Origin of the sequence: Anoxybacteroides voinovskiense (genome assembly GCF_014196205.1) — a bacterium.
GTDB classification, from domain to species: Bacteria; Bacillota; Bacilli; order Bacillales; family Anoxybacillaceae; genus Anoxybacteroides; species Anoxybacteroides voinovskiense.
In genome coordinates this window covers 1-25,576 of the sequence record NZ_JACIDE010000018.1, presented here as the reverse complement: position 1 = coordinate 25,576, position 25,576 = coordinate 1, and the positions used below count along the sequence as shown (strand labels likewise).

29 protein-coding genes and 1 pseudogene are annotated in these 25,576 nt (G+C 41.1%); 22 read left to right on the top strand and 8 right to left on the bottom strand.

The annotated features are described in order from the left end of the window. The first annotated feature begins 9 nt into the window (after nt 1-9). Both GGR02_RS11730 and GGR02_RS11725 read left to right on the top strand, forming a co-directional pair. Nucleotides 10-429, top strand: coding sequence for a phage holin family protein (locus GGR02_RS11730; protein ID WP_183185120.1), 420 nt, complete (start codon nt 10-12; stop codon nt 427-429). Beyond that, a complete protein-coding gene (locus GGR02_RS11725) occupies nt 422-1,117 on the top strand; it encodes an N-acetylmuramoyl-L-alanine amidase (protein WP_183185119.1) in 696 nt (231 codons plus the stop codon). The genes GGR02_RS11730 and GGR02_RS11725 overlap by 8 nt, the downstream gene beginning before the upstream one ends. A 58-nt stretch (nt 1,118-1,175) precedes the next feature. Here the strand turns inward: GGR02_RS11725 and GGR02_RS11720 are convergent, their stop codons facing one another. Further along, nucleotides 1,176-1,718 carry a hypothetical protein gene (locus GGR02_RS11720; protein WP_183185116.1) on the bottom strand — a complete coding sequence of 181 codons (543 nt, stop codon included), beginning with the start codon at nt 1,716-1,718 and terminating at the stop codon, nt 1,176-1,178. Between the two features lie 191 nt (nt 1,719-1,909). On the opposite strand from GGR02_RS11720, the gene GGR02_RS11715 reads away from it, so the two are divergent. From GGR02_RS11715 to GGR02_RS11705, 3 genes are all read left to right on the top strand, one after another. Beyond that, entirely contained in the window at nt 1,910-2,545 is a 636-nt protein-coding gene (locus GGR02_RS11715) for a hypothetical protein (protein ID WP_183185114.1), read from the top strand. 184 nt (nt 2,546-2,729) lie between these two features. After that, nucleotides 2,730-3,296, top strand: a complete 567-nt coding sequence (locus GGR02_RS11710; RefSeq protein WP_183185112.1) for a hypothetical protein — start codon at nt 2,730-2,732, stop codon at nt 3,294-3,296. Nucleotides 3,297-3,404: 108 nt separating this feature from the next. After that, nucleotides 3,405-4,019 carry a hypothetical protein gene (locus tag GGR02_RS11705; protein WP_183185110.1) on the top strand — a complete coding sequence of 205 codons (615 nt, stop codon included), beginning with the start codon at nt 3,405-3,407 and terminating at the stop codon, nt 4,017-4,019. Nucleotides 4,020-4,044: 25 nt separating this feature from the next. Here GGR02_RS11705 and GGR02_RS11700 read toward each other — a convergent pair whose 3' ends face one another. Further along, entirely contained in the window at nt 4,045-4,269 is a 225-nt protein-coding gene (locus GGR02_RS11700; RefSeq protein ID WP_183185108.1) for a helix-turn-helix transcriptional regulator, read from the bottom strand. Between the two features lie 327 nt (nt 4,270-4,596). Here GGR02_RS11700 and GGR02_RS11695 point away from each other — a divergent pair, with 327 nt between their 5' ends. From GGR02_RS11695 to GGR02_RS17610, 5 genes and pseudogenes are all read left to right on the top strand, one after another. Then, nucleotides 4,597-5,916 (top strand): FtsK/SpoIIIE domain-containing protein, encoded by a 1,320-nt coding sequence (locus GGR02_RS11695; RefSeq protein WP_183185106.1) that lies wholly within the window; start codon nt 4,597-4,599, stop codon nt 5,914-5,916. 25 nt (nt 5,917-5,941) lie between these two features. Then, on the top strand, nt 5,942-6,442 hold the full coding sequence (locus tag GGR02_RS11690) for a replication-relaxation family protein (protein WP_229706211.1): 501 nt from the start codon (nt 5,942-5,944) through the stop codon (nt 6,440-6,442). Nucleotides 6,443-6,457: 15 nt separating this feature from the next. After that, nucleotides 6,458-6,862 (top strand): hypothetical protein, encoded by a 405-nt coding sequence (locus tag GGR02_RS11685; RefSeq protein WP_183185102.1) that lies wholly within the window; start codon nt 6,458-6,460, stop codon nt 6,860-6,862. 11 nt (nt 6,863-6,873) lie between these two features. Beyond that, a complete protein-coding gene (locus tag GGR02_RS11680; RefSeq protein ID WP_183185100.1) occupies nt 6,874-7,044 on the top strand; it encodes a hypothetical protein in 171 nt (56 codons plus the stop codon). Between the two features lie 27 nt (nt 7,045-7,071). Further along, nucleotides 7,072-7,227: pseudogene (locus tag GGR02_RS17610) on the top strand (sporulation protein YhbH); the annotation flags it as partial. 60 nt (nt 7,228-7,287) lie between these two features. Here GGR02_RS17610 and GGR02_RS11675 read toward each other — a convergent pair. The 3 genes from GGR02_RS11675 to GGR02_RS11665 form a co-directional block, all read right to left on the bottom strand. After that, on the bottom strand, nt 7,288-7,977 hold the full coding sequence (locus GGR02_RS11675; protein ID WP_183185098.1) for a hypothetical protein: 690 nt from the start codon (nt 7,975-7,977) through the stop codon (nt 7,288-7,290). Between the two features lie 103 nt (nt 7,978-8,080). After that, nucleotides 8,081-8,752, bottom strand: coding sequence for a response regulator (locus tag GGR02_RS11670; RefSeq protein ID WP_183185096.1), 672 nt, complete (start codon nt 8,750-8,752; stop codon nt 8,081-8,083). An 11-nt stretch (nt 8,753-8,763) separates the two neighbouring features. Beyond that, nucleotides 8,764-10,341: an ATP-binding protein gene (locus tag GGR02_RS11665; protein ID WP_183185094.1), complete on the bottom strand. Its 1,578-nt coding sequence runs from the start codon at nt 10,339-10,341 to the stop codon at nt 8,764-8,766. A gap of 97 nt (nt 10,342-10,438) precedes the next feature. Here GGR02_RS11665 and GGR02_RS11660 point away from each other — a divergent pair, with 97 nt between their 5' ends. The 8 genes from GGR02_RS11660 (at nt 10,439) to GGR02_RS11625 (ending at nt 18,549) form a co-directional block, all read left to right on the top strand. Beyond that, nucleotides 10,439-11,476 carry a TRAP transporter substrate-binding protein gene (locus GGR02_RS11660; protein WP_183185092.1) on the top strand — a complete coding sequence of 346 codons (1,038 nt, stop codon included), beginning with the start codon at nt 10,439-10,441 and terminating at the stop codon, nt 11,474-11,476. A 153-nt stretch (nt 11,477-11,629) separates the two neighbouring features. Further along, entirely contained in the window at nt 11,630-12,895 is a 1,266-nt protein-coding gene (locus GGR02_RS11655; RefSeq protein WP_183185090.1) for a dicarboxylate/amino acid:cation symporter, read from the top strand. Nucleotides 12,896-13,033: 138 nt separating this feature from the next. Further along, a complete protein-coding gene (locus tag GGR02_RS11650; RefSeq protein ID WP_183185088.1) occupies nt 13,034-13,738 on the top strand; it encodes a pirin family protein in 705 nt (234 codons plus the stop codon). 37 nt (nt 13,739-13,775) lie between these two features. Further along, nucleotides 13,776-14,387: an NAD(P)H:quinone oxidoreductase gene (gene wrbA / locus GGR02_RS11645; RefSeq protein ID WP_183185086.1), complete on the top strand. Its 612-nt coding sequence runs from the start codon at nt 13,776-13,778 to the stop codon at nt 14,385-14,387. A gap of 177 nt (nt 14,388-14,564) precedes the next feature. Further along, a complete protein-coding gene (bacA, locus tag GGR02_RS11640) occupies nt 14,565-15,356 on the top strand; it encodes an undecaprenyl-diphosphate phosphatase (protein ID WP_183185213.1) in 792 nt (263 codons plus the stop codon). A gap of 101 nt (nt 15,357-15,457) precedes the next feature. Continuing rightward, on the top strand, nt 15,458-16,288 hold the full coding sequence (locus GGR02_RS11635; RefSeq protein WP_221210836.1) for an aldo/keto reductase: 831 nt from the start codon (nt 15,458-15,460) through the stop codon (nt 16,286-16,288). Between the two features lie 182 nt (nt 16,289-16,470). Beyond that, entirely contained in the window at nt 16,471-17,157 is a 687-nt protein-coding gene (locus GGR02_RS11630) for a zinc metallopeptidase (protein WP_183185082.1), read from the top strand. Between the two features lie 54 nt (nt 17,158-17,211). Further along, a complete protein-coding gene (locus GGR02_RS11625; protein WP_183185080.1) occupies nt 17,212-18,549 on the top strand; it encodes a hemolysin family protein in 1,338 nt (445 codons plus the stop codon). A gap of 184 nt (nt 18,550-18,733) precedes the next feature. Here the strand turns inward: GGR02_RS11625 and GGR02_RS11620 are convergent, their stop codons facing one another. Further along, on the bottom strand, nt 18,734-19,633 hold the full coding sequence (locus tag GGR02_RS11620) for an RluA family pseudouridine synthase (RefSeq protein ID WP_221210835.1): 900 nt from the start codon (nt 19,631-19,633) through the stop codon (nt 18,734-18,736). A gap of 113 nt (nt 19,634-19,746) precedes the next feature. Between GGR02_RS11620 and GGR02_RS11615 the strand changes: the two genes are divergently transcribed. After that, a complete protein-coding gene (locus tag GGR02_RS11615) occupies nt 19,747-20,139 on the top strand; it encodes a DUF5365 family protein (RefSeq protein WP_183185079.1) in 393 nt (130 codons plus the stop codon). 46 nt (nt 20,140-20,185) lie between these two features. Here the strand turns inward: GGR02_RS11615 and GGR02_RS11610 are convergent, their stop codons facing one another. Together GGR02_RS11610 and GGR02_RS11605 are read right to left on the bottom strand one after the other, a co-directional pair. After that, entirely contained in the window at nt 20,186-20,662 is a 477-nt protein-coding gene (locus GGR02_RS11610) for a thioredoxin family protein (protein WP_183185077.1), read from the bottom strand. Further along, nucleotides 20,659-21,099: a disulfide formation protein C gene (locus GGR02_RS11605; protein WP_183185075.1), complete on the bottom strand. Its 441-nt coding sequence runs from the start codon at nt 21,097-21,099 to the stop codon at nt 20,659-20,661. Before GGR02_RS11605 ends, GGR02_RS11610 begins: the two co-directional genes overlap by 4 nt. Nucleotides 21,100-21,240: 141 nt before the next feature. Here GGR02_RS11605 and GGR02_RS11600 point away from each other — a divergent pair, with 141 nt between their 5' ends. The 3 genes from GGR02_RS11600 to GGR02_RS11590 all read left to right on the top strand — a co-directional run bounded on the left by GGR02_RS11600 (nt 21,241) and on the right by GGR02_RS11590 (nt 25,375). Further along, nucleotides 21,241-22,920, top strand: coding sequence for a glycoside hydrolase family 13 protein (locus tag GGR02_RS11600; RefSeq protein WP_183185073.1), 1,680 nt, complete (start codon nt 21,241-21,243; stop codon nt 22,918-22,920). 129 nt (nt 22,921-23,049) lie between these two features. Beyond that, the gene (locus GGR02_RS11595) at nt 23,050-23,490 is read left to right on the top strand and encodes a CBS domain-containing protein (RefSeq protein ID WP_183185209.1); all 441 of its coding nucleotides are present in this window, start codon (nt 23,050-23,052) and stop codon (nt 23,488-23,490) included. 139 nt (nt 23,491-23,629) lie between these two features. Further along, on the top strand, nt 23,630-25,375 hold the full coding sequence (locus tag GGR02_RS11590) for a phospho-sugar mutase (protein WP_183185071.1): 1,746 nt from the start codon (nt 23,630-23,632) through the stop codon (nt 25,373-25,375). Nucleotides 25,376-25,576: the final 201 nt, after the last annotated feature.

The window sequence follows — 25,576 nt, the reverse complement described above, 5'->3', positions numbered from 1 at the left end:
AGGGCGCACATGGAACGATTCGATATCATTTACAAAACCGGCGCGGCTGCGGTTGGGGCTGTTGTCGGGTATCTTTTCGGCGGATGGTCAGAACTGCTCGGTATTTTGCTTGCGTTTGTGATTCTTGACTATGTGACAGGTGTACTAGCTGCCAGTCGCGAAGGGAATCTGCGAAGCGCAGTTGGCTTCAAGCGCATTCCGAAAAAAGTCATGATTTTCGCGCTAGTTGCAGTCGGCCACCTCATTGATCGTGCAGTCGGAACAAATGGACTGTTCCGAGACGCAACGATCTTTTTTTATTTAGCGAATGAGCTACTTTCGATCATTGAAAATGCCGGACGAATTGGACTTCCTGTGCCAGAACAAATCAAGCAGGCAGTGGAAGTGTTGAAAGGGAGAAGCGAGAAAGGAGAAGGGAAAAATGTCTAAAATCTACTGGGATAAAGGGCATGGCGGCGATGATCCTGGCGCGGTGGCAAATGGACTACAGGAGAAAAACTTGACTCATAAAATCGTAGAATATGCCATGGTTTATCTCGAAGCTAACTACACAGGCTTTGAACAACGTGTCACTCGTACAGGAGACCAAACACTGACGTTGTCCCAACGCGCCGACATGGCAAACGCATGGGGCGCGGACGTATTTGTCAGCGTGCATATCAATGCTGGCAAGGGCACAGGGTTTGAAAGCTATGTCCATCCTAACGCATCACCACAGTCAATTGCATTGCAAAACGTGCTGCATGGTGAAATTTTATCCGCAATGCGGGGATTCGAAGCTATTATAGACCGTGGAAAAAAGCGAGCGAACTATGCAGTACTTCGAGAAACAAGAATGCCTGCCGTGTTGACAGAAAACTTGTTCATTGATTCAAACGACGCCAAGCTATTAAAAAACGAGGCGTTTCTCAAAGCAGTAGGTGAAGCGCACGCACGTGGCATCGCAAAATTCTTGGGGTTGCCGCAAAAAGCAAACTCAGCACCATCACAACCACAACAAAAAGTGTCTGACGGAAAACTCTACCGCGTGCAAGTCGGGGCGTTTGCTGATAGGAAAAATGCAGAGCGTTTAGCTGAAGAACTAAAGAAAAAAGGGTATGATGCTATTATTGTTTAACCCCTGCCGTTTGGCAGGGGATTTTTTGTTTGATGTGGATAGGAACTTTAAATCATTATTACTTTTTCGTGTTTTCCTCTATTGTCATAAAAATTCTCGAGAAAACTTCCTGAATCGTTTTTTCATTTTTTATATCGTTATACAAACGATATTCCCAATATTTAGGTCCATCCTTTGTGTTAAGGTATCCTGTTGCATAACTTTTAGATCCTGTTTTTAAAGCTCCTTCATATGTTAATGATTCATCCACAAAAGGTAAATAAGACTTTTCTGATTGAATAAAGAAAAAAGGGATTTTAGAATTTCGATAAACCTTAGCATATTTGCTTGCGGCGGCTTCGGATAGATGCTCTTTCATAATAAAGACAGCATCGTAGGAATTAAATTTTTCGTTTTCCAAATCAGAAAATTTTATGGAAACAAACTCTACGTTTTTTTCCCTTACCTCTGGCGGTTTTCCAATTACTCCAATTTTTAATGGTCGACCTTCGTATTCTTTAAAATCCATAAAAGCAGTATTAAAAGTACTACAAGCCGTTAATAAAAATGTTTGAAGTAACAATACTATCGAAATAAAGGTTTTAGTTTTTGCAAGTCTCATGTGTGTCATCCCCCTAGTATTCGAAACTACTCTTCAAATATTTTAATATAAAAATTGTAAAAAATAAATTAAATTAACTAAAAATAAACTTAATTTATTTATATAAAAAATTTTTTTAAAAAAGAAGGAATTTTAATAATAGGATAGAATTATATATTTCGACAAAAGTAAACTTTTTTAGGGGGATTTCGATGAAAAAATTGTTACTTTCTGTCTTACCAGCTTTTTTTATTGCCCTGTTGCTTAGTAACAACGCTTTAGCAGCAACAAAGAGTGATGCAGAATTAGACAAAATAAGAAAATCTGGTAACGATTACACAGTGGATCTTACTTATGAACAAGCGGTCAAAAGAGCTGCAGAGCTTTCTGGGAAATCTGTAGATGAAATCAAAAAGGAGAATCCTCAGCCAAATTCAACCAAGGCTGCTACTGATGCTTCCATTACTTCAGCCACTACTTCTGCTACTTGTGGTTGGGTAGAGACTCTTACTACATTAAGTGTTTCAAGCACTTATAAACCTAAATTATCAGTAATTCTTTCCGCTTGCAGAGATGGCTCTTTTGGTTGGGTACAAACAAATGTAAAACCTATGTACCAAGGTATAGTCGCAGATTCAAAAAAATTTGATGGTGACGTTCAAGTCGATCTAGAAAGTACTGGTTTTTACTATGTTGTAAACGGCAGATTCTATAATAATGGTACAGTTACACACACAGGAACTACGGGAGCAAACACAGTTTGGACAGCAACCTATTCTGTTTCCTATTCATCAGATTTTTACAAGTCTTATTACTCGGGTTTGAAATGGAGAGCAGTTGTTAACTAATAAAGATCTACTACATCATCTCCTTTACAAACAAAGATTAGTTTAAAATTTCGTCTTTCAACACTTTGAGTCCCCTGCCGTTTGGCAGGGGATTTTTTTGTTTATTGCGACATGTTTCGACAAAAAGTACATGTCGGATATGTTATGTTCGAATATAGAAAATGCATAGGAAGGAGATAGAATTATGAAGAATATATGGAAAAAGTGGTGGTTTTGGGCTATGTTAATGGTCTTATTTATTATCGGAAGCGTGACTGGTAACAGCGACGATAAGAAGCAAGCGCAACCAGTATCGAAACCTATACAGGAAGAAAAGAAAGAGGAAGATGCGCAAAAGAAATATCAGAATGAGCAACAACAAGCTAAAAAAGAAGACCAATCAACTAGCAAAACCTTTTTGACTAAAGATGAATTTAATAAACGATTTAAGCTTGATTCTAGTGAAAAGCAGTACGATAATGGAAAGTTTCAATTAAAAGACGGTTCAACCATAAACGCGGATTACTTAACATATGGCAAATCGGAATTGTTTACATATGCTGTAGCTATTTTTTATCAGGGGAGGTTGGTACACCTTCAAGTTGAAACCGATAAATTACTTGAAGAGATACTTAAAGGATTAGGAGTAACGGCTACAAAAGACACTAAAGTAGAAACTCAAAATTGGGGTAATACATTCATACACGATATTACATTTGATAAGATATTCGATGAATCGAATATTGCTGTTTTTCCAAATGAACAAAATTAATAATTAAGTCTGTTATCAAAAAATCTAATGTTTTTTACAATATTCGACAATTTTTGTGAGCAAAATGTGATATTTTGTAAAAGTAAATAAATATATAGGGGGATGAATATGAACGAAAAGAAGAAAAAGCGGTTCTACACAAGATGGTGGTTTTGGGTATTGGCTATAATTGTTGTTGCAGGTATAGCAGGCGGTGGAGAAGAAAGTTCACAGGAAGATAAAGAGAAGGGAGATGCTAAACCGGCTGCAACTCAACCTAAAACAGAAACAGAGAAAGCAAAGGTAAAACAAGAAAAAACGACCCATGAGATTGTAAAAGAAATTATCTATGACCAACTAGGAAAGAAAACAAATACTGGTGAGAAAAGGATTGTCGAGTTACAAGTAAATGATAATGCTGGTACGACGGATGCAAATGATAAAGTGGTTGTAGCTAAATTATACGCTGATGAGAACTTGTCGACGAATCTTACACGAAAAGGAATTTTAATGGATTCCAAAAAGATATTGGAATCGCTTTTTAAACAAAAGAATATTAGCGATGTCACGTTACTATGGCAGTTTGCATTAGTTGATAAATACGGAAAAGAATCAGTTGATACGATTTTAAAAATCAGTCTTGATCGTCAGACGGCTGATAAGATTAATTGGGTAAATTTTGATTATAATAATTTCTCGTCTGTGGCAACACAGTATTTTGAACATCCTGCTCTCAGACAGTAGCCTACTTACTTGCAGTAGGCATTTTTTATATATCAAAAAAATCCTCTCTCTTCACGTAATACCCTAACGACTTTAGTGCTCGTTCTACTTTCACCCAGGTGGATATGCGAGGGTTGTAGTTCTGGTCCTTACACATATTAGAAATCGTTGTTCTCCCAACTTTTGCTTTCCGAGCAATTTCCTCTTGTGTTAGTCCTACTTTATCTACCCATCTCCCAAATTTACTTCTCGGTTTCCCTAACCAAAACATCAATATTCCCTCCCAGTCGTTTTTATAACAGTCTTGTCCAAAAATCCCGAATTTAAACCTGGGGCAAAAATATGGAATAATGGACAAACATATCAAAATACGATGTATCAGACGCGATCAAGAACGATATAAACGACGTATTTGTTGTCGCATTCACTCGTCGCGGTTACAGTCGTTTTTGTTGTTCGCGCTTGTTGCCGATTGTAGACACGGGGAACGACAAGCAAAACTGCATTATATCAGCGCATCTAGTTGTTTACAATTGTTCTCAGCGTGAGCGACTATCCTATCGGATATTTAAGGATTGACAGTGGGAGGTGGTATGAATTGCTTTTCGAAATTCTATCGTCGCTGGTGGCTGGTGGGATTGCTGCAACAACTTACTTCAAACAGCATGGAACGGGCGATGATAAAACGAAAATTGAACGTATTGCAGCGAACGCGGGGCTTGTGTCTAAAGACGGAAAGAAAATCAGAATTTATCGACGCACGAAAGGGGAGGGATTTACAGAGTACGTGTTTCAGATCCCACTCGGTTTATCCTTTGCGGATTTTGAAAAGAAAAAGCATGTCTTTGAAGATGGTCTAAACATTAAACGTAGCACACTGGATATATCCCTTGCAGACCTCAAAACAATCCATCTTCGCAGCAATATCCTTGAGCAAACCAAAACGATCCTCATGAAGAAAAAGAAATTCCGAAAAGAAATCGAAATGTCTTTTGACGGCATGCTCAAAATTCGCATATATGAGCGACCGATGCCAGAATGGCTGCCGTTCAGTGACTCGATGCTTTCGCAATGCAAAGGATGGGAAATCCCTATTGGCGTGTCGCGATGTGATTTCGTGACACATGATTTTGACGCCATTCCTCATATGGTTGTGGCCGGAGCAACAAGAAAGGGCAAAAGCGCCTTCCTAAAACTGCTTGTTTCTTCTTTAATCGCACGGCGCCCCGATGATGTAAAGATCACCATTTTAGACTTAAAAGGTGGCTTATCATTCGCGAAGTTTAAAGACGTGCGACAAGTCGAGGCGGTGGCGAAAAGTCCTGCCGAAGCCCTAGAGGCTCTAAGGACCATACGTGATGAGATGAATAGGAGGTTAGAACATTTCCTCGGCGCAGGAATCGAAGATGTGAAATCGGCCGGAGTCAAGGAGCGTCATTTCATCATTGTTGACGAAGCAGCGCAGATCGCCAGTGCTGGGGAGACGGATAAGGAAATCAAACGGCTCAAAGTGGAGTGTGAACATATCCTTTCCGAGATTGCGCGCGTTGCCGGAGCGCTGGGGTATCGGCTGATTTTCTGCACACAGTACGCCACGGCCGACACACTCCCTAGGCAAATCAAACAGAACGCCGATGCCAAGCTATGCTTCCGCCTGCAAACAGAAGTGGCCAGCCAAGTCGTGCTTGGTGAAGGAGAAACAGATGCTGCACATTTACCACTCATTCCAGGGCGGGCTGTTTATGTGACAGACCGAAAGAACATTGTCCAATGTGCGTATGTTGCCGACGATGATATTAATCGACTGATTGAACCTCATATCAACATCAGACCTAGAAAGGAGAAAAAGGACATTGAAAAAGGCAATAGAGAAGGAGCAACGTCAAGAAGCTATTCTCTCGTCATTAGCGAAACTTGACTACCTCACACGCAGTCAATTACAAGTGTTGCACGACTTAGGGAGTCCGCGAAATACAAGTCGCGTCATGAAGTCGCTGGAGCCATATGTAGCGAAGTTTTTAGACGGGGAGGCTGTTTATTATCTAACGAAGGAGGGACGCGAGAGAACGGGCGCTAGGAAGGTCAGAAAGCGCACGATACAGGCACGACACTACATCATGCGAAATGACATTTACATCGCGTACGGATGCCCGGCAACGTGGAAGAACGAGGTGAAACTCGAAATCAAGGGAGTTGTCTCTATCGTAGCCGATGCGCTGTTTACCCGAGATGGTCGGTATTATATTGTTGAAGTCGATCACCAGCAGAAAATGAGTGTAAATAAAGCTAAAATCGCTAAGTACCGGAAAATGCTTGAACTTGGTGTATTTAAAGTACAACCGATATTTATTTGGATGACAACGACGGAATATAAGCGAAAACAACTACTTGAGCTTTGTGCTGGGATGGACGTGAAGGTGTTTTTAGCGAGTGAATTTCACTGAAAAGGAGATGTCAACATGATATTCCAACCGAAAATTCAACGAGTAGGTACGATTTCTGAGTTTTTAAGAGGCGATTCATCGGTAAAAAAGTTCAAACGGAATGGAATTGAAGCGGCACTTACGATTGCTGGTAGTACGATATTACTGACATTTACAGGTGTCGATTTCGCAAGCGCAGCGACCGTTAGTGGGGTTGTGTACGAAAAAGCCACGAATGCATTCATGCCGTTAGTAGAACTGATTAAAGGATTGTCGTATCCTATTGCACTTGTCATTATGAGTGGTGGAGCACTCATGTTAATGATCGGTAATAAAGAGAAAGGCTATTCAATGATTCAAAACGCAAGTATTGGTTATATTCTTGTTCAAATGATGCCAATGCTTATGAAGCTTTTAGTGGAAATCGCAAAGGCTATGTAGGAGGGAATCAAATGAATAAAGACATGATTGTTAAATTATTGCTCCTACAAGTAATCATCGCTGACCAACGTTTGCAATATGCTATAATAGAAACAAGTGATATGTATGAAAAAGCTTTTGCGGACGGTGTCATTGCGGCGTGTGAGTTTTTTGAAGAAGCATTAGAGCATATCATGGGATGATGAAACTTAAAATGTGTAGAGGGTGTACAGTTGTATCAGTACAACCGCCATTCGACGCTAATGTCTGCTTACAAAAACATTAAAGACGAAAAGTTTCGCTACTATATCCTTAAACAAAAATCAGACGTCTTTCACGCGATGAAGACCTTTTTCCGAAAGGAAGAGAATAAAATGTTTGTGTAACCTTCGCACGACGCGAAGGTCTTCTTTTGGAGTGCAAAAAAGGCTGTCGATTCGACAGCCTTACTGTGCATCAGAACTTGTCGGTTCGTCAGGGTTGCTTGAGTTTTCATTTGGTTTTGTCACTTCTGTTTTTTCCACTGTAGAGAGCATTGCGAAAATCGGTTCAAGCACTTCTTGGTCGCGTGGTGTTTGGATGTTGACAATCATTGGCACATTCCCTTTAAGCCAAATGACGTTGACAGCCGTATCATTTGTATAAGCCTTATACCAAACAGCATCATGCAACAATCCTTGCAGCTTATCTGTTGGTTGGCGAGCAGCATCAGCAGAGACGGCTTTTGCTTGCTCTTCAACCGTTTTTCCGTAGTCTATCTCTCCTGCTTCTGGATGAATTAAGCTAATTCGGACGAACGAACCATCTTTTAAAAGAACGTCTGCGTTCGGTTCTTCCGCTTCTAATTCCCATCCTTCTAATACATAAAGGGAAAATGATTGGTTTTCACTCGTTTTTAAATAGGCCATTTCTTCATATGTTTTTCCGTTTCGGGTATAAGACAATTTTTTTTCTAATAAACGAATTTTTTTGTTTTGTTCTTGATGGTCGGTTGGTGCTCCTTGTGTTTGTTCGTTGCTTTGTTTTTCCGTTTGCTTGCTTGGTAATGTTTTGGCTACTTCTTGTTGTGTACCGCATCCCGATAAGAGCGAAAGCCCCAATATAGAAATAGCTGCGGTTTTGTATAACGGTTTCATTAAAAAAACCTCCTTAGTTGTGACAAAACGTGTCTACTGGATTAGTCGAGATGAGAGAAGAAATGTTACATCTATATTATCAAAATATAGAACTCGGGTAAAATTATGGCCGTTTCATATAACGGTTCACTGGTCTACCGACACCTCCATATTGAACGTCAAGATGGATTTTCTGTTGTTTCTCTAAATACTCCAAATAACGACGGGCGGTAACACGGGCAATGCCTACTCCTTCTGCTACTTCTTCCGCAGAAACAGGAGCTGTTTGTTGCTGCAAAAAATCGACAATTTTTTGTAAGGTAATGTCGTTCAAGCCTTTCGGAAGCTCGGACCGCCCCTCTTTTTCGTTGGACTGTAGAAGAGTGTCTAGCTCTTTTTGGGTAACTTTTTCTTTTGTCTTTAATGTTTGGCGGAAGGTGTGGTAATGCTCGAGCGATTGTTTCAGCCGTTCAAACTTGAACGGTTTCATAATATAGTCAAAGGCACCGTTTTGCAACATGCGCCGAACTGTTTCTATATCATTGGCAGCAGTAATGGCAATGACATCTACTGGGAGCTTTTCTGTTCGGATAGCCTGGATTGTTTCAAGTCCGTCTTTTACGGGCATGTAAATATCAATAATCACCAAATCAGGTCGAAGGTGGCGAACCATTTCCATTCCTTGCACACCGTTGGCGGCGATGCCGATGACACGGAATGGAGGGACTTGTTCGATAAATTGGCGATTTACTTCTTGTACCATCGGGTCATCTTCGATTAATACTACTTTATACATTTCCCATCCCCTCACATGTCAAAGGTAATTGTAAAAATCGTTCCTTTTCCTTTTTCCGACTCGACATGAATGTTTCCTTTCCCTTTTTCAACGATTTGTTTGATTAAATATAAGCCAATGCCGCGTCCTGCTGCTTTTTTTGTAGAAAACCCTTCTTCAAACATATGGGCTTGTACCGATTCTTCCATGCCGCAGCCGTTATCTTCTACCGATAGCAGTAAAATTTCCTCCGTTTGTTCGATGCTAATATATACTTCTTTTGGACGGTCGCTAACCGTTTGAAACGAATCAAAGGCATTTTCAATTAAATTGCCAAGGATGACGACGAAATCATGGTGATCTAAAGATTTTGGGAATTTGTGTAATTTACTATGACGGTCAATCGTTACAGTAATCCCTAGTTCTTTTCCACGGCTAATTTTGCTTAAAAGAAGGCCGGAAATGCTTTCATTTTTAATATTTTTGCTTAAAAAACGAATTAATTCTTCTTGTTCGGCTGTCACTTGAAACACATAGTCTAGCGCCTTTTCTTTATGTCCTAGTTGAATGAGTCCAGCGATTGTATGGAGCTTATTCATATATTCATGAGATTGCACGCGAAGAGCGCTGACAAACGCTTTGACTCCTGTTAGTTCTTCTGCTAGTTTTTTTACTTCTGTCTGATCTTGGAAAATAGCGACCGCTCCCACGGTTTCCCCGTTGACTTTAATCGGGATGCGGTTGCTTAAAATCGTTAAATTTCGAATTTGTAGTTCTTTGTTATAGATTGGACGGTTTATTTGTAAAATTTCTGGTAAATGGGTATCGGGAAGAACGGAACGAATAGGTTTTCCGACTACATCTTCCGTTACGCCAAGCATTGCTTTCGCTTTATCATTAAAAATCGTAATGCGTTCATCTGTATCAATGGCAATCACTCCTTCGTGCATTGCATTAAATGTTTCTGTCCGTTCCACTAATAATTTTGCGATTTCATGTGGCTCCAGTTGAAACATTTGCTGCTTAATATGGGAAGCCAGTTGCCATGCACCAAAGCCACCAAATAACAAAGAAAGGCTTGTGGTCACTAAAACTTCCGCCTTTAGCGATAGAAGCACTTGAATAAAGTTAGGGAGAAGGTATGCAGCAATGACAACGCCAATTTGGTCATGTTTATCATTCATTACCGGGACAAAGGCGCGAATGACCGTACCGATTTCCCCGCGTGCTTTCGAGGTGTAGGTGTGTTCCGCAAACGCTGGTCCCTCATCTTTACTGCTAGAACGTTTTCCAATCATCGCTTTGACAGGGTGAGAAAGACGAATTTTATGCATATCAAGAACGGTAATGTACGTAGCGCCGTGAATGACGCGCAATCGTTCGACAATCGGATTAATTTTGTCTCGTTCTTCTTTTGTCCCTGTTATTTTTTGTTTAATTTCTGGAAGCTCAGCTACTGTTCGGGCTGTTAACAGTGCCCGTTGCTTTAGCTCTTCTTCTTTTGTATGCACAAAATTTCCAATGACGATGAGTCCTCCGAGTAACAACGAGAAACTAACAATAAAGAAAATAAGCGCAGTAATTTTCCAACGAATCGACAAGCGTTTCATTATTTCTCCCTCGGTAAATCGTTCTTTTTTCTATTTTAACATTTCTTTTTTTGTGTGTTAGAATTTTCTTAAATCAATCGTTAAGTGGTGTGGAGAAATGAAAAAATGGTGGTTCGTCAATGGAATGTTGTTTGTCGTAGTAGGAGTAATGTTATTTATTGCTCAAAAACAAACATCTACCCAAATTGTGTACGATGATGAACAAAAAGGATTACATAAGCAAATTGTTATTTATTTTAGCCATGTCGTAGCGGAAAATACGCCGAAAGGGTTGGCGGCGCAAAAATTCGCAGAGCTTGTCGAGGAAAAAACAAATGGACGCGTCAAAGTGGAAGTGTTTCCGAATGGCTCGCTTTATTCCGATGATGAAGAAATCGATGCCCTTTTGCGTGGGGACGTCCAAATAATTGCGCCGTCCGTATCAAAGGTGACGCAATTACTTCCTGAGTGGCAAGTGCTTGATTTGCCGTTTATTTTTGAAAATTACGATGACGTAGAACACGTGTTTAGGGGGAAAGTAGGAAAAAATTTATTAGCGATGTTAGAGAAAAAAGGGATGAAAGGATTAGCTTTATGGGGCAACGGTTTTAAGCAAATGATGAGCAACCGTCGTCTACTTATCGAGCCAAGTGATTTTTCGGGATTAAAATTCCGTGTCATGCCAAGTGAAATAATTGAAAAACAATTTCAGCTTTTAGGAGCGAAGCCAGTTGTTGTGCCGTTTGATCGTGTGTATGAATCGTTAGAAAAACATGAGTTTGATGGACAAGAAAATACGATTTCAAATATTTATTCAAAAAATTTTTACCAGTTCCAGCCATATTTGACGATTAGCAACCACGGCTATCTTGGATATGCAGTCATCGTGAACAAGCATTTTTGGGAGAAGCTGCCGAAAGATATACAGCAAAAGATTACAGAAGCGATGCAAGAAACGACAGCTTGGAACTTAAAACAATCAAGAAAACAAAACGAAGCACAACTGGCGAAAATGAAACAAAATCCAAAGATGCATATTTACGAACTAACGAAGAAGGAACAAGAAACGTGGAAACAAAAGTTTGCTCCTTTATATGACGAATTTGAGCGGGAATTCGGGAGTAAGCTCTTGCAACAAATCAAGAAAGCTGAGTAAGATGCTCAGCTTTCTTTTTTTAGAGACCAAAATGAACAAAATGACCATTAGTAACATAATATTCAAATTTTTAAAAACATTCGTTACGATAAAATCAGCAAAGGGGTTTAAAGTTGAAAGCGTTATCAAAAAACAAAGGGGAGAGTGGGAGAAATGAGGCTCACGTTTAAAAATTTAACCGTCCAAGTTATTACGGGGATTCTTTTAGGGATTGTTATCGGTTTTTTGTTTCCGGAATTTGGGACAAAATTGAAAGTATTAGCGGATGGGTTTATTAAGCTTATTAAGATGGTTATTGCGCCGATTATTTTCTTTACCGTTGTCATCGGTATCGGCAATATGGGGGATTTAAAAAAGGTTGGGCGAATTGGCGGAAAAGCATTGATTTATTTTGAAATTGTGACAACATTTGCGTTGGCAATAGGACTTATTATTGTGAACGTTGTAAAACCAGGGGCAGGCTTCAATACAGCGGCTGTAAAAGGTGGCGATATTTCACAATATACGCAGCAAGCAGAAGCAGTGAATCACGGTGTCGTTGAGTTTTTGCTTGGCATTATTCCTGATAACGTCGTCGGTGCGATGGCAAAAGGGGAGTTGTTGCCGATTTTATTCTTTGCTGTATTATTCGGTGTAGCAACTGCTGCTTTAGGAGAAAAGGCAAAGCCGGTGGTAGTGTTATTTGAAAAGTTAACGGATATTTTCTTTGGCATTGTAAACATGGTCATGAAAGTGTCACCAATTGCTGCATTTGGTGCGATGGCGTATACGATCGGAACGTTTGGATTAGGTTCGTTAGTATCTCTTGGAAAATTAATGGGTTCTGTATATGCGACGATGTTCTTCTTTATCGTTGTTGTGCTAGGTGCGATTGCAAAGTTTTATCGATTCAATATTTTTAAATTTATTGCTTATATTAAAGAGGAAATTCTCCTTGTATTAGGTACATCGTCATCTGAATCGGCGTTGCCAAAAATGATGGAGAAGCTCGAAAAATACGGTTGCTCGAAATCGGTTGTCGGGTTAGTTATTCCAACAGGCTATTCATTTAACTTAGATGGAACGTCCATTTACCTTTCGATGGCAGCAATGTTTATTGCCCAAGCATATGGCATTGACCTTACTATTTGGCAAGAACTCACGCTTTTAGGTGTGTTAATGCTGACGTCGAAAGGGGCAGCAGGGGTGACAGGTTCAGGATTCATCACATTGGCAGCAACATTAGCGGCATTTCCGATGATTCCAGTCGAGGGAATTGCTCTTCTTCTTGGGGTCGACCGTTTTATGTCCGAAGCGCGTGCGATTACGAACTTAATTGGCAACGGTGTGGCAACAGTTGTTGTTTCAAAAATGGAAAACGAATTTCACCCGGAAGCAGAGGCACAGTTGCAGCGTACGAATATTACATTAGCGAAATAACGGCAGCTCACGAAGCTGCCTTTTTTTTGAATCAATTGACAACAACTAAATGATTTTATATAATAAATCTCGAATTAATAATTTTGTAATTAAATATTTTTATCTCGATTTCGAGATTTTTGGAAAGGAAGTGAATGTTTGATCCAAGTATATCGTGCCGGCGAACGGTATCATGCCAATCATGGCTGGTTAGATACGTATTTTAGTTTTTCGTTTGCGGAATATTTTGATCCGAACAATATGAATTTTGGACCATTGCGTGTGTTGAATGATGATGTCATTCAACCGTTACGAGGATTTGGGATGCATCCACATCAAGAAATGGAAATTGTTACAATCGTGTTAAGCGGGCAATTAAAACATCAAGATAGTCTAGGGAATGAAGCGGTGACAACATTCGGTGGCATTCAACGAATGTCGGCAGGGACAGGAATTGTTCATTCGGAAGTAAATCCGTCAGCGACAGAGCCGGTGAATTTATTACAATTATGGTTTTTGCCTGAGCGACACGGCATCGCACCGTCATATGAAAAAACAACATACGATGTCGCTCTGTTAAAAAATCAGCTGTTGCCAGTCGTGGCAAAAAATCCGTCTTCTCCAAATATCGCTCATATTCATCAAGATGTAACGATTTATTTATCGGATGTAGAAGCGGGAAATGACATCGCATTTACACAAACAAGCGGTCGGCGCATCTTTTTGTTTGTGATAGAGGGAGAATTAGCCATTAATGATAAGGTTAAACTATATAGGCGCGATTCGGCGAGAATAACCGAAACGTCGTCGGTAAAAATGACGGCAACTAGCGACACACGGTTAATGCTCATCGATCTTCCGTAAGATTGGTGAGAAAAAATAAATAAGGGGAGAAGAAAACATGGAAAACGTAAAATTAGCGATCATCTATTACAGCTCAACGGGAACAAATTACAAATTAGCCAAATGGGCAGAAGAAGCGGCAAAAGAAACAGGGGCAGAAGTGCGGGTCTTGAAAGTACCAGAACTTGCACCACAAGAAGCCATTGAGTCAAACCCAGCATGGAAAGCACATGTCGAAGCAACGAAAGACGTGCCAACAGTCACGTTAAATGATTTAGAATGGGCGGATGCCATCATTTTCAGCGTGCCGACACGGTTTGGAAACATTCCATCTCAATTAAAGCAGTTTTTAGATACGACAGGAGGTCTTTGGTTCCAAGGAAAATTAGTAAATAAAGTCGTCAGCGCGATGGCGAGTGCGCAAAATGCGCATGGTGGTCAAGAGCAAACGATTTTACAATTGTACACAACGATGTATCATTGGGGGGCCATTGTAGTCGCACCAGGATATACGGACCCAGCAATCTTTGCGGGTGGTGGCAATCCATATGGCACAAGCGTCACAGTCGATCAAAACGGTAACATTCTCGAAAACGCTGAAGCAGCAGTGAAGCACCAAGCAAAACGTACTATTCAAGTAGCGCAATGGGTGAAAAACGGTCAAAAATAAGGTGAGGAGGACAACTCCTCACCTTATTTTTATGAAAAAAATTTAATGCATTTGTTGTTTATTATTCATCCATATGTGATTAAATGAAACCGGAGAAAACAATATTGACGGAATATTTCTTGTTGTTGTACTGTAACAAAGTATGGATCAAGTAAACGTGAATGAGGTGTAGCGATGTTGTGGCATTATCTTTCAGCAGTCATTATGGGAATGGTCGAAGGGCTCACAGAGTTTTTGCCAGTATCTTCGACAGGACACTTAATTTTAACTGGAGAATTGATTCATTTTACGGGCGAAGCAGCAAAAACGTTTGAAATTTTTATTCAGCTTGGTTCGATTTTAGCGGTTGTCGTTGTGTATTGGAAACGTTTTTTCAATCTTTTTGGGCTCATGAAAGAACAAAAAGAAAAGGGGCTAAATTTGCTTCACATTATTTTCGCCATGCTTCCAGCTGTTGTTCTAGGGCTTATTTTGCATGATGCCATTAAAACCTATTTGTTTTCCCCGTATACCGTATTAGTCGGTCTCGTTGCAGGTGGGATACTTATGATTGTTGCGGAAAAGAAACGGACAGCGGTGACAGCGACAACCCTCGATACATTGTCTTATAAGCAGGCGTTCGGTATTGGTGTATTTCAATGTTTAGCACTATGGCCAGGGTTTTCACGGTCAGGATCGACTATCTCCGGAGGGTTGCTCGTTGGAACAGACCGAAAAACAGCCGCAGAGTTTTCTTTTATTGTCGCGGTACCGATGATGGTGGCGGCGAGTGGCTTGGATTTGTTGAAAAGCTATTCGTCTTTATCAACGCACGACATTCCAATTTTTGCGATTGGCTTTGTTACCGCTTTTCTTGTCGCCTTGTTAGCAATTAAAGTATTTTTGCGGTTTGTGTCTAGAGTGAAGTTGACACCATTTGCTATTTACCGGTTTGTCCTTGCGTTGTTATATAGCTTCATTTTATTTTAGGAGATGGGAAATCTCCTTCTTTTTTTATGAGCAGATAAGTTGCTTTTTTGGCTGGAAAAAATGGATAATAGAAATGTACAAATTTGGAAGGGGGAAGTGTGATGAAAACGTTGCAAGACGGTGCTGTATTACATAATGGAGTGAAAATGCCGTGGGTTGGGCTAGGTGTGTATAAAGTGCAAGAAGGGGAAGAAGTTGTTCAAGCGGTAAAGACGGCGCTTGAAATTGGTTACCGTCATATTGATACAGCGGCGTTTTATCAAAACGAAGAAGGGGTCGGCCGAGCGGTAAAAGAGTCGGGCGTACCGCGAGAGGAATTGTTTATTACGACAAAAGTTTGGAATTCTGATCAAGGATATGATACGACGTTAAAAGCGTTTGAAGAAAGCTTAAAGAAGTTAGATCTTGCGTACATCGATTTATATTTAGTTCACTGGCCTGTTAAAGGGAAATATAAAGAAACGTATAAAGCACTCGAAAAGCTGTATAAAGACGGATTAGTTCGGGCGATTGGGGTAAGTAATTTCCAAATTCACCATTTACAAGATTTAATGGAAACATGTGAAATTAAACCGATGGTGAACCAAGTGGAATACCACCCACGCTTAACGCAAAAAGCGCTTCATATGTTTTGTAAAGAAAACGGCATTCAGCTTGAAGCGTGGTCACCTTTGATGCGTGGCGGCGAGCTATTGAACGAACCGGTGTTAGTGGAAATCGGGAAAAAGTATGGCAAAACGCCAGCACAAGTCATCCTTCGCTGGGACTTACAAAACGAGGTGGTGACCATTCCGAAATCAGTCACTCCACAACGTATTAAAGAAAATGCAGACATATTTGACTTCGAATTAACAGCGGAAGAGATGGAAGCAATTGATTTGTTAAATCAAGAGAAACGAATCGGTCCAGACCCGGACAATTTTAACTTTTAATAGTAAGAGGCTTCGGATGAAGCCTCTTTTTGTGAATAAAAGGAATTTTTAGAGCCGTTTATTTTTAGCATACTAAAGAAAAGGGGCTTTGTTTGACGGAAAATAGCGGTGTACAGTAAAATAATTATTAGTATAAACATATTTTTATGTATGTTATACGAAGACTAATGGAGGGTTTATGAATGTTTTTCCATCCGATGGATTTTCTTATTCTTATTGCGTTTGGGATTTCGCTATGGGCGCAAATGAAAGTATCGTCCAATTTTCAAAAATGGTCAGAAGTACCGGCTTCTTCTCGTTTGAGTGGAGCAGAAGTGGCAAGAATGATTTTAGATCGCAATGGACTTTATCATGTACCAGTGGAAGTAGTGCCAGGAAGTTTAACCGATCATTATGATCCTATTTCACGCACTGTCCGCTTGTCTGAACCGGTGTACTATGGGCGGTCGATTGCAGCGATTTCTGTCGCCGCTCATGAAGTCGGGCATGCGGTGCAACATCAACAATCATACGGAGCGTTAGTGCTTCGTCATCGCATGTTTCCAGTCGTCAATTTTACATCGGGAGCAGCACCGTTTTTATTATTAGCAGGGTTTATTTTTCATCAGTTTTCTCTTCTTGGCTTAGGCATTATTTTCTTTTCCTTTGCTGTTGCGTTCCAACTTATTACGCTCCCAGTGGAGTTTAATGCCAGCGCAAGAGCAAAGAAATTTATGGTAGCGGAAGGGATTATTTTTCCTGGTGAAGAGCGTGGGGTCAATAAAGTGCTTGGGGCTGCTGCGTTGACATACGTTGCTGCGGCGTTGATTTCTGTGCTAGAATTGCTTAAATACATTTTAATTTTTACGCAAAGTAATGAAGAAGATTAAACTAAGGCTCGTAGGAGGTGTAATCCGTACGCGAACGCCGCGTACGGAAGTTCATTGGACATATTTAGTTTATTGATGGTAGCGGGTTTAATTGCTGTGACCGGCTTTTTCGTTGCCTCAGAGTTCGCCATTGTGAAGGTGCGGGCATCAAGAATCGATCAATTAATTAGCGAAGGAAATAAGCGGGCGGTTGCAGCGAAAAAAGTCATTTCCAGTCTTGACGAATATTTATCGGCGAACCAATTAGGGATTACGATTACGTCGTTAGGATTAGGTTGGCTCGGGGAGCCGACGGTCGAGAAATTATTGCTGCCGTTATTCGAGCGAATACACCTATCGCCGTCGCTCGCGCACGTACTGTCGTTTGCGATTGCGTTTGGGAGCATTACGTTTTTGCACGTCGTTGTCGGGGAATTGGCGCCGAAGACGTTGGCAATTCAAAAGGCAGAGGCGATTACATTATTTACTGCAAAGCCGTTAATTTTATTTTATAAAGTGATGTATCCGTTTATTTGGTTGCTTAACACGTCAGCGCGCATCGTCACAAGTGTATTTGGCTTAAAGCCTGCTTCTGAGCATGAGCTTGCTCATTCAGAAGAAGAGCTTCGTTTAATTTTATCGGAAAGCTATAAAAGCGGGGAAATTAACCAGTCTGAATACAAGTACGTGAATAATATTTTCCGCTTTGACGATCGGGTTGCGAAAGAAATTATGGTGCCGCGCAAAGAAATTGTTGCTCTCGATATTCACCATTCGGTTGAAGAATATCTTGACATTATTAAAGAAGAAAAATATACGCGCTATCCGGTCATTGATGGCGATAAAGACCATGTGCTCGGTTTAGTGAATGTGAAAGAAATATTTACCGATCTTGTGACAAATCCGGCGGAGAAAAAAGAGCTAAAAGATTACGTTCGCCCGATTATTCAAGTGATCGAGTCGATAGCAATTCATGATTTGCTTGTGAAAATGCAAAAAGAACGAATTCATATGGCCATTTTAGTTGACGAATATGGCGGAACGTCAGGGCTTGTAACAGTAGAGGATATTCTAGAAGAAATTGTCGGCGAAATTCAAGATGAGTTTGATGTCGATGAAACACCGCTTATTCAAAAAGTCGATGAAACGCATACCATTCTTGATGGAAAAGTGCTCATTAGCGAAGTTAATGATTTATTTGGCTTAGCGATTGATGACACAGATGTGGACACGATTGGTGGCTGGATTTTAACCGAGTATTATGATATAAAAGAAGGCGACACGATTGATGTGGATGGCTATTCATTGAAAGTGATAGAAATGGACGGTCACCATGTCAAAACGATCGAAGTAACGAAAAAGGAAATACAACGAGAGCAAGAAATGACGGAAGGAATTCAAGCACATTCATAAACGAGGCAGAGAAGCTGCCTCGTTTTTTATAAGGTAAGAAAGTATAAAATTTTACGATTAGGTGGGGCGCTGTCTAGCTCCAAGCGCCATCGGCTCGAGTTGTTCCGCCTCTTCTTTCGGCGGCTAAGTCTCCTCGGTAGGGCTTGTGCGATCTTCGCCGATAGGCAGGTGCTTTGCGCTTTTCTTATGGAAACGGAACGATTCCATCCGGACAAGGAGCAATGCACGTAATCGTTTCATTTGTAAATGGATGCGGAACTATAAGTCGAGCGGCATGAAGTGCTTGTCTTTTATATTGCTCCGCGCTTCCTCCGTATAATACGTCTCCTGCGAGCGGATGCCCAATATAGCTCATATGCACACGAATTTGGTGCGTCCTTCCTGTATCTAGTGTTAGTTCGACGAGTGATGTGTTTGAATTTTTGAACGTTTCTAATACGCGATAATGAGTCATCGCTTTATCGCCCGTTTTCGACACCCTTCGTCTTGTCGGATGATGGCGGTCACGGCCGATTGGCGCGTTAATCGTTCCGCTCCTTTTTTTCATGATGCCATGAACAACTGCGACATACGTCCGTTTGATTTGGCGTTTTTCGAGCATCCGATCGAGCATTGCTGCGGAAAGGGCATGTTTGGCAAATAAAATGGCTCCAGACGTATCCCGGTCAAGCCGATGAACGTGGCGAACTTTTGTGAAAACCCCGTCCGACTGTAGATAAAATGCCACTGCATTGGCTAACGTCCCTGTTTCGTTAGGAGCGGTCGGGTGCACATCTAGCCCTGCTCGCTTATTAATAATAAGCAAATGCTCATCTTCCCATAAAATATCAAGCGGTTGATAGTTTGGGTGAATATCTGATATTTCTGGTTTATATAGCCATAATTGTAGCCGATCTGTTTTTTGTAAAACGGTTTGCCACGGAACGGTTTTTCCGTTTACTTTTACGCCTTTTTCCATGCGAAGCTCATGCAACCATTTTTTCGGCGCCCCCCATGTTTCTTTTAGCAAAGATTCTACCGTTTGCCCACTCCATGTGGCAAAGTTTGCAAACTCTAGCCATTCTCCTTTTCGAGTCGTAATCATTTCTTCTCTCCTTTATGTAGTGGAAACACTTTCTACCGCTCATGATTTGTTATCTATGATACACTCATAGTATCATAGGTGTGGCAATAGGACAAAAAAGGTGGTATGGAACATTGAAAGTAGTATATGCAGCAACGCGAGAGCACGAAGAGTATGTCGAGAGGTTAATTCAGCACTTTTACCGCTATATTTTCCCGAAATACTTTGATGATGAACAAATTCGTAAGTTTGAGCAATTGAATATTCTTTCCATCTCCCCAGATTATTATAATGGCACGATGCGAGAAGCGTTTCAAATGATTTCGTCGTTGCAGTCGTTGTTAACGGTGATTGAGTGCATCGAAACAAATGGGCTGAATGAAGAATATCGCCATGTGTTTGAGCGAAACGTACGTCTGTTAGAACAGCATGGTGTGGCGTTTCCTTTTACGATTGAGCAATTTCAGCAAAAACGTCCATTCATTTTTAGCATGTACTCTCCCCCAACGAGCGATTGGCTTATGTGAAAAGGTGTCCTAGCGTGGGACACCTTTTCACTATATATGCGAAAGCTCATCCTTCGCTTTTTTTGATGGATGCAAACCAATCGCGGAAGACGCTTTTTTCGCGGTAGCCATCAATTCGCTTCACTTCTTTTCCTTTTTCAAAATGAATAATAGTTGGGGTTCCGTCGATATGGTAAGTATCCCAACCTTCGTCAAACTCCAGCAAATTAAACAGCTTTAAGTCAATTCCCATTTCTTTTGCCATTGGGACGACAATTGGCGTCGTTTTATGGCAGTGAGGGCAAGTTGGGCTGTAAAAATAAACAGTGACCGTCTCGTGGTTTTTTAGCTTTTTTGCCAATTCATCTGGCAAAATAATGTTTTTGTAGTTAGGATCGTCGAGTTGAGCGACAGTCGCTGGGTTTAATTCTGCTTTTTTATATGGATTGTTTTCCGCTTTTTCTTTTTGTTGGTAAGAAGTAATCCATGAAATGGCGATAAATAAGGCGACGATAACAGCGCCGAAAATAAAAATTTTTTTCAACGTCTATTCCCTTCCTTCCATGTCCGAATAATCAATAAACTGAGCACGCTAATAATGATAAAAGCGGTTAATGCTAAAAATGGAATGGTAATAAACCCAAGCCAGTTAAGATAATCACCAGTGCAAGGAATGCGACCGCATACGGGCGCGTGAGTTTGGAAAAATGGAACTTTTTGAATGAGGTAATGGTAAAGCGAAATGGTTCCGCCAACAACCGATAGCACGAAACTATAACGAGCGATGCTATATTCTTTCCGAATGGCTGCCATTCCTAACAAAATGACTTGCGGGTACATGAAAATGCGTTGGAACCAACAAAGGTCGCACGGAATAAACTTCATCACTTCGGAAAAGTAAAGACTTCCAAGAGTGGCAATGAGCGAAACGCTCCACGCAGCAATCAACCAATTTTCTAACCGTTTTTCTTTTTGGTACATACGAAACGCTCCCTACTTTTTCTATCACATTCATTATAGTAGAGGCGAAAAGAATTGTAAAATTTATAGCCATGGAAGGAAATTTGTAGTAAAATATAGATATGAAATCGTTTTCATACACGAAAATAGGAGTGTGGGAGCATGGAACGAAAATGGTGGAAAGAAGCAGTCGTGTACCAAATTTATCCGCGCAGCTTTAAAGATTCGAACGGCGATGGAATTGGCGATCTTCGCGGCATTATTTCTAAGCTTGATTATTTAAAAGAGCTTGGTATCGATGTCGTATGGTTGTCGCCGGTGTATAAGTCGCCAAACGATGACAACGGCTACGATATTAGCGACTATCGTGCCATTATGGATGAATTTGGAACGATGGCTGATTGGGAAGAGATGATTGAAGAAATGCATAAACGCGGCATAAAATTGGTGATGGATTTAGTGGTGAATCATACATCGGATGAACACCCGTGGTTTATCGAATCGCGCCAATCAAAAGACAATCCATACCGCGATTACTATATTTGGCGTCCAGGAAAAAACGGAAGAGAACCGAACAATTGGGAATCCCATTTTAGCGGTTCTGCTTGGGAGTATGACGAAACAACAGGAGAGTATTATTTGCATCTCTTTTCAAAGAAACAGCCGGATTTAAACTGGGAGAATCCACGTGTACGTCAAGAAGTGTATGAGATGATGAAGTTTTGGCTTGATAAAGGGGTCGATGGCTTCCGTATGGACGTCATTAACATGATTTCGAAAGTGCCAGAGCTACCAGACGGCGATGTGCAACCGGGAAAAAAATACGCTTGGGGTGGACGGTATTTTATGAATGGACCGCGCGTCCATGAATTTTTGCAAGAAATGCACCGGGAAGTGTTATCGAAGTACGATGTAATGACGGTTGGTGAAACGCCAGGTGTAACGCCGGCAGAAGGCATTTTGTACACTGCTCCGGAGCGAAAAGAACTAAACATGGTATTTCAATTTGAGCACGTCGACCTTGATTCTGGCGCAGGCGGAAAATGGGATATTCACCCGTGGACGTTAGCCGATTTGAAAAAGACGATGACGAAATGGCAAAAAGAGTTGGAGGGGAGAGGATGGAACAGCCTGTATTTAAACAACCATGACCAACCTCGGGCCGTGTCACGTTTTGGCGATGATGGAACGTATCGTGTGGAGTCGGCGAAAATGCTTGCTACGTTTTTGCATATGATGCAAGGCACCCCGTACATTTACCAAGGAGAAGAACTTGGCATGACGAACGTTCGCTTCTCATCCATTGACGATTATCGCGACATTGAAACGCTTAATATGTATAAAGAACAAATCGAAAATGGCGAAGATCCGCAAGCGATTTTAGAAAAAATTTATTATAAAGGCCGCGATAACGCACGTACACCGATGCAATGGGACGATAGCGAACATGCAGGATTTACAACGGGCACTCCATGGATTCAAGTGAATCCGAATTATAAAGAAATTAACGCGAAAGCGGCGATGGAAGATCCAAACTCGGTATTCCATTATTATAAAAAATTAATTCAGCTTCGCAAAGCGCACGATGTGATTGTGTATGGAACGTACGAGTTAATGTTAGAAGACGATCCGCTCATTTACGCGTATACGCGTACGCTCGGGAAGGAAACACTTGTCGTTATGACGAATTTTTCTAGCGAAACAGCGATATTCCGATTGCCAAATGATATTACATATTCGACAAAACAGTTGCTCATTAGCAACTACGATGTTGATGAACAAGAAGAGCTTTACGAAATTCGATTGCGGCCATGGGAGGCGCGTGTATACAAATTACAATAACAAATAAACGAGCGATTTCGGAACGAAGTCGCTCGTTTATTTTTTCCTAACGTTTTCAAAACAATTCAAACAGTATTTACTACCTATATGTTCAATGAATTTGGTGACACTAATCGGTGAAAGGAGAGGATAACATTGAACAATAACACTGTCAAAAGCATTATGACGACAAACGTCGCAACCGTTTCTCCGAACCAAACGGTGCAAGAAGCGGCACGGCTAATGAGCGAAAAAAATATCGGGGCACTTCCTGTTGTCGAGAACGGTCAAATTAAAGGAATGATTACTGACCGTGACATTACGCTACGGACAACGGCAGAAGGAAAAAATGCTTCGATTCCGGTATCGCAAGTAATGTCCACCAATGTCGTGACCGGAACGCCGAATATGAGCGTTGAAGAAGCGGCAAATGTGATGTCCCAGCATCAAATTCGCCGTCTTCCAATTGTGGAAAATAACCAACTACGTGGGATTGTTGCGTTAGGGGATATTGCGACAAACCACGCGTATGATGAAGCGGCAGAACAAGCGTTAACGAACATTTCCGAACCATCTCAGCCGCAAGCGTAACTGTAAGGAGGATGTCACATCGAGCAATGTGGCATCCTTTTTTGTTGCTCAATGAGTATTTGCTTTTTTTTCTAACAGGAATATCGTATGATGGTGACGAATACAACAATTATGGAACGATGATTTGGAGGGATTTGGATTGGGTTGGAGAAACAAGTATGAACAGTGGATGGCTTATGAACAGTTAGACGAAGAGTTAAAAGCGATATTGCAGCAACGAGTTAGTGATGAAAAATGGCTCGAGGATTGTTTTTATAAAAATTTAGAATTTGGCACAGGTGGCATGCGCGGGGAGATTGGCCCTGGGACCAATCGGATGAACGTCTATACGGTGCGTAAAGCGTCGGAAGGATTGGCACGATACATAGAATCATTTGGCGAGAGAGCGAAAAAGCGTGGGGTCGTCATTGCCTACGATTCGCGGCATAAGTCGCCAGAATTTGCGATGGAGGCGGCAAAGACGCTTGCGACTCATGGAATTCAAACATATGTCTTTGATGAATTACGTCCGACGCCGGAACTTTCATTTGCGGTTCGGTATTTACAAGCATTTTCCGGAATTGTCATCACCGCAAGCCATAACCCGCCGGAATATAATGGATATAAAGTATATGGGGAAGACGGAGGGCAACTTCCGCCAGACAGTGCGGACGCCGTCATTCGTTATGTCAATGAAGTCGAAAACGAATTAGCGATTGCCGTCGAAGACGAAGCGACATTAAAAGCAAACGGGCTGATCCGAATCATTGGAGAAACGATTGATCAAGCGTACATCGAAAAGCTAAAAACGATTTCGCTTAATCCACAGCTTTCGCAAGAAGTAGACGTGAAAATTGTTTTTACTCCGCTTCACGGTACAGCCAATAAGCCAGTGCGTCGCGCGTTAGAAGCGCTAGGCTACAAAAATGTCGTTGTCGTCAAAGAGCAAGAGCTGCCAGACCCGAACTTTTCGACTGTTAAATCGCCAAATCCAGAAGAACATGCGGCATTTGAACAGGCTATTCGCGTCGGGAAAGAAATCGATGCCGATTTATTAATCGCGACTGACCCGGATGCAGACCGGCTAGGGATTGCAGTGAAAAATGAAGACGGGGAATATGTCGTTTTAACAGGCAACCAGACAGGCGGCTTATTGCTTCATTATATTTTGTCGCAAAAGCAGAAGCAAGGAACGCTTCCGAAAAACGGCGTTGTCTTAAAAACGATCGTGACGTCTGAGTTCGGGCGTGATATTGCGGCTTCATTTGGATTGCCGACGATTGATACGTTAACGGGGTTTAAATTTATTGGCGAAAAAATAAAAGAGTATGAACAAACAGGGCAATACGTGTTTCAATTTGGGTATGAAGAAAGTTATGGCTATTTAATTGGTGATTTTGCCCGCGACAAAGACGCAGTGCAAGCAGCGGTTTTAGCAGTGGAAGTATGCGCGTTTTATAAAAAGAACGGCTTGTCGTTATATGAAGGGCTAATGCAATTGTTTGAACAATACGGCTATTATCGAGAAGGGTTAACATCATTAACACTAAAAGGAAAAGAAGGAGCGGAACAAATTCAAGCGCTACTTTCTTCTTTCCGCAAGCAGCCGCCGATAGAAATGGCTGGAAAGAAAATTGTTGTGATAGAGGATTATGAAGCGAGCGAACGAATCGATACACGAACGAACGAAAAAACAGCGATTACGCTTCCGAAGTCAAACGTATTGAAATATTTGCTTGAAGACGGTTCATGGTTTTGTTTGCGTCCTTCTGGAACCGAGCCAAAAGCGAAAGTGTATTTTGGCGTAAAGGGGCGTTCATTAGCGGAAAGTGAACAACTGCTCGGACAACTAACTACGGACGTCATGGAGCGAGTATATCGTTATTTAAATGTGGCGGCAAAATAAGATTCATGAGAAAAAGACAATGCCAGTGGCGGTATTGTCTTTTTCTCTATAAAGGGGGCTTTTAACTGTTAGTTATAAATGCATAAATATTTATAAAAACCTCATGATTATTTTATAATTAAAACAAAGCCAAGAAGATGCTAAAGGAGCTGGGAGAAGATGATCAAAACGTACAAAGTCATGCTTCTGCCCAACAATAAG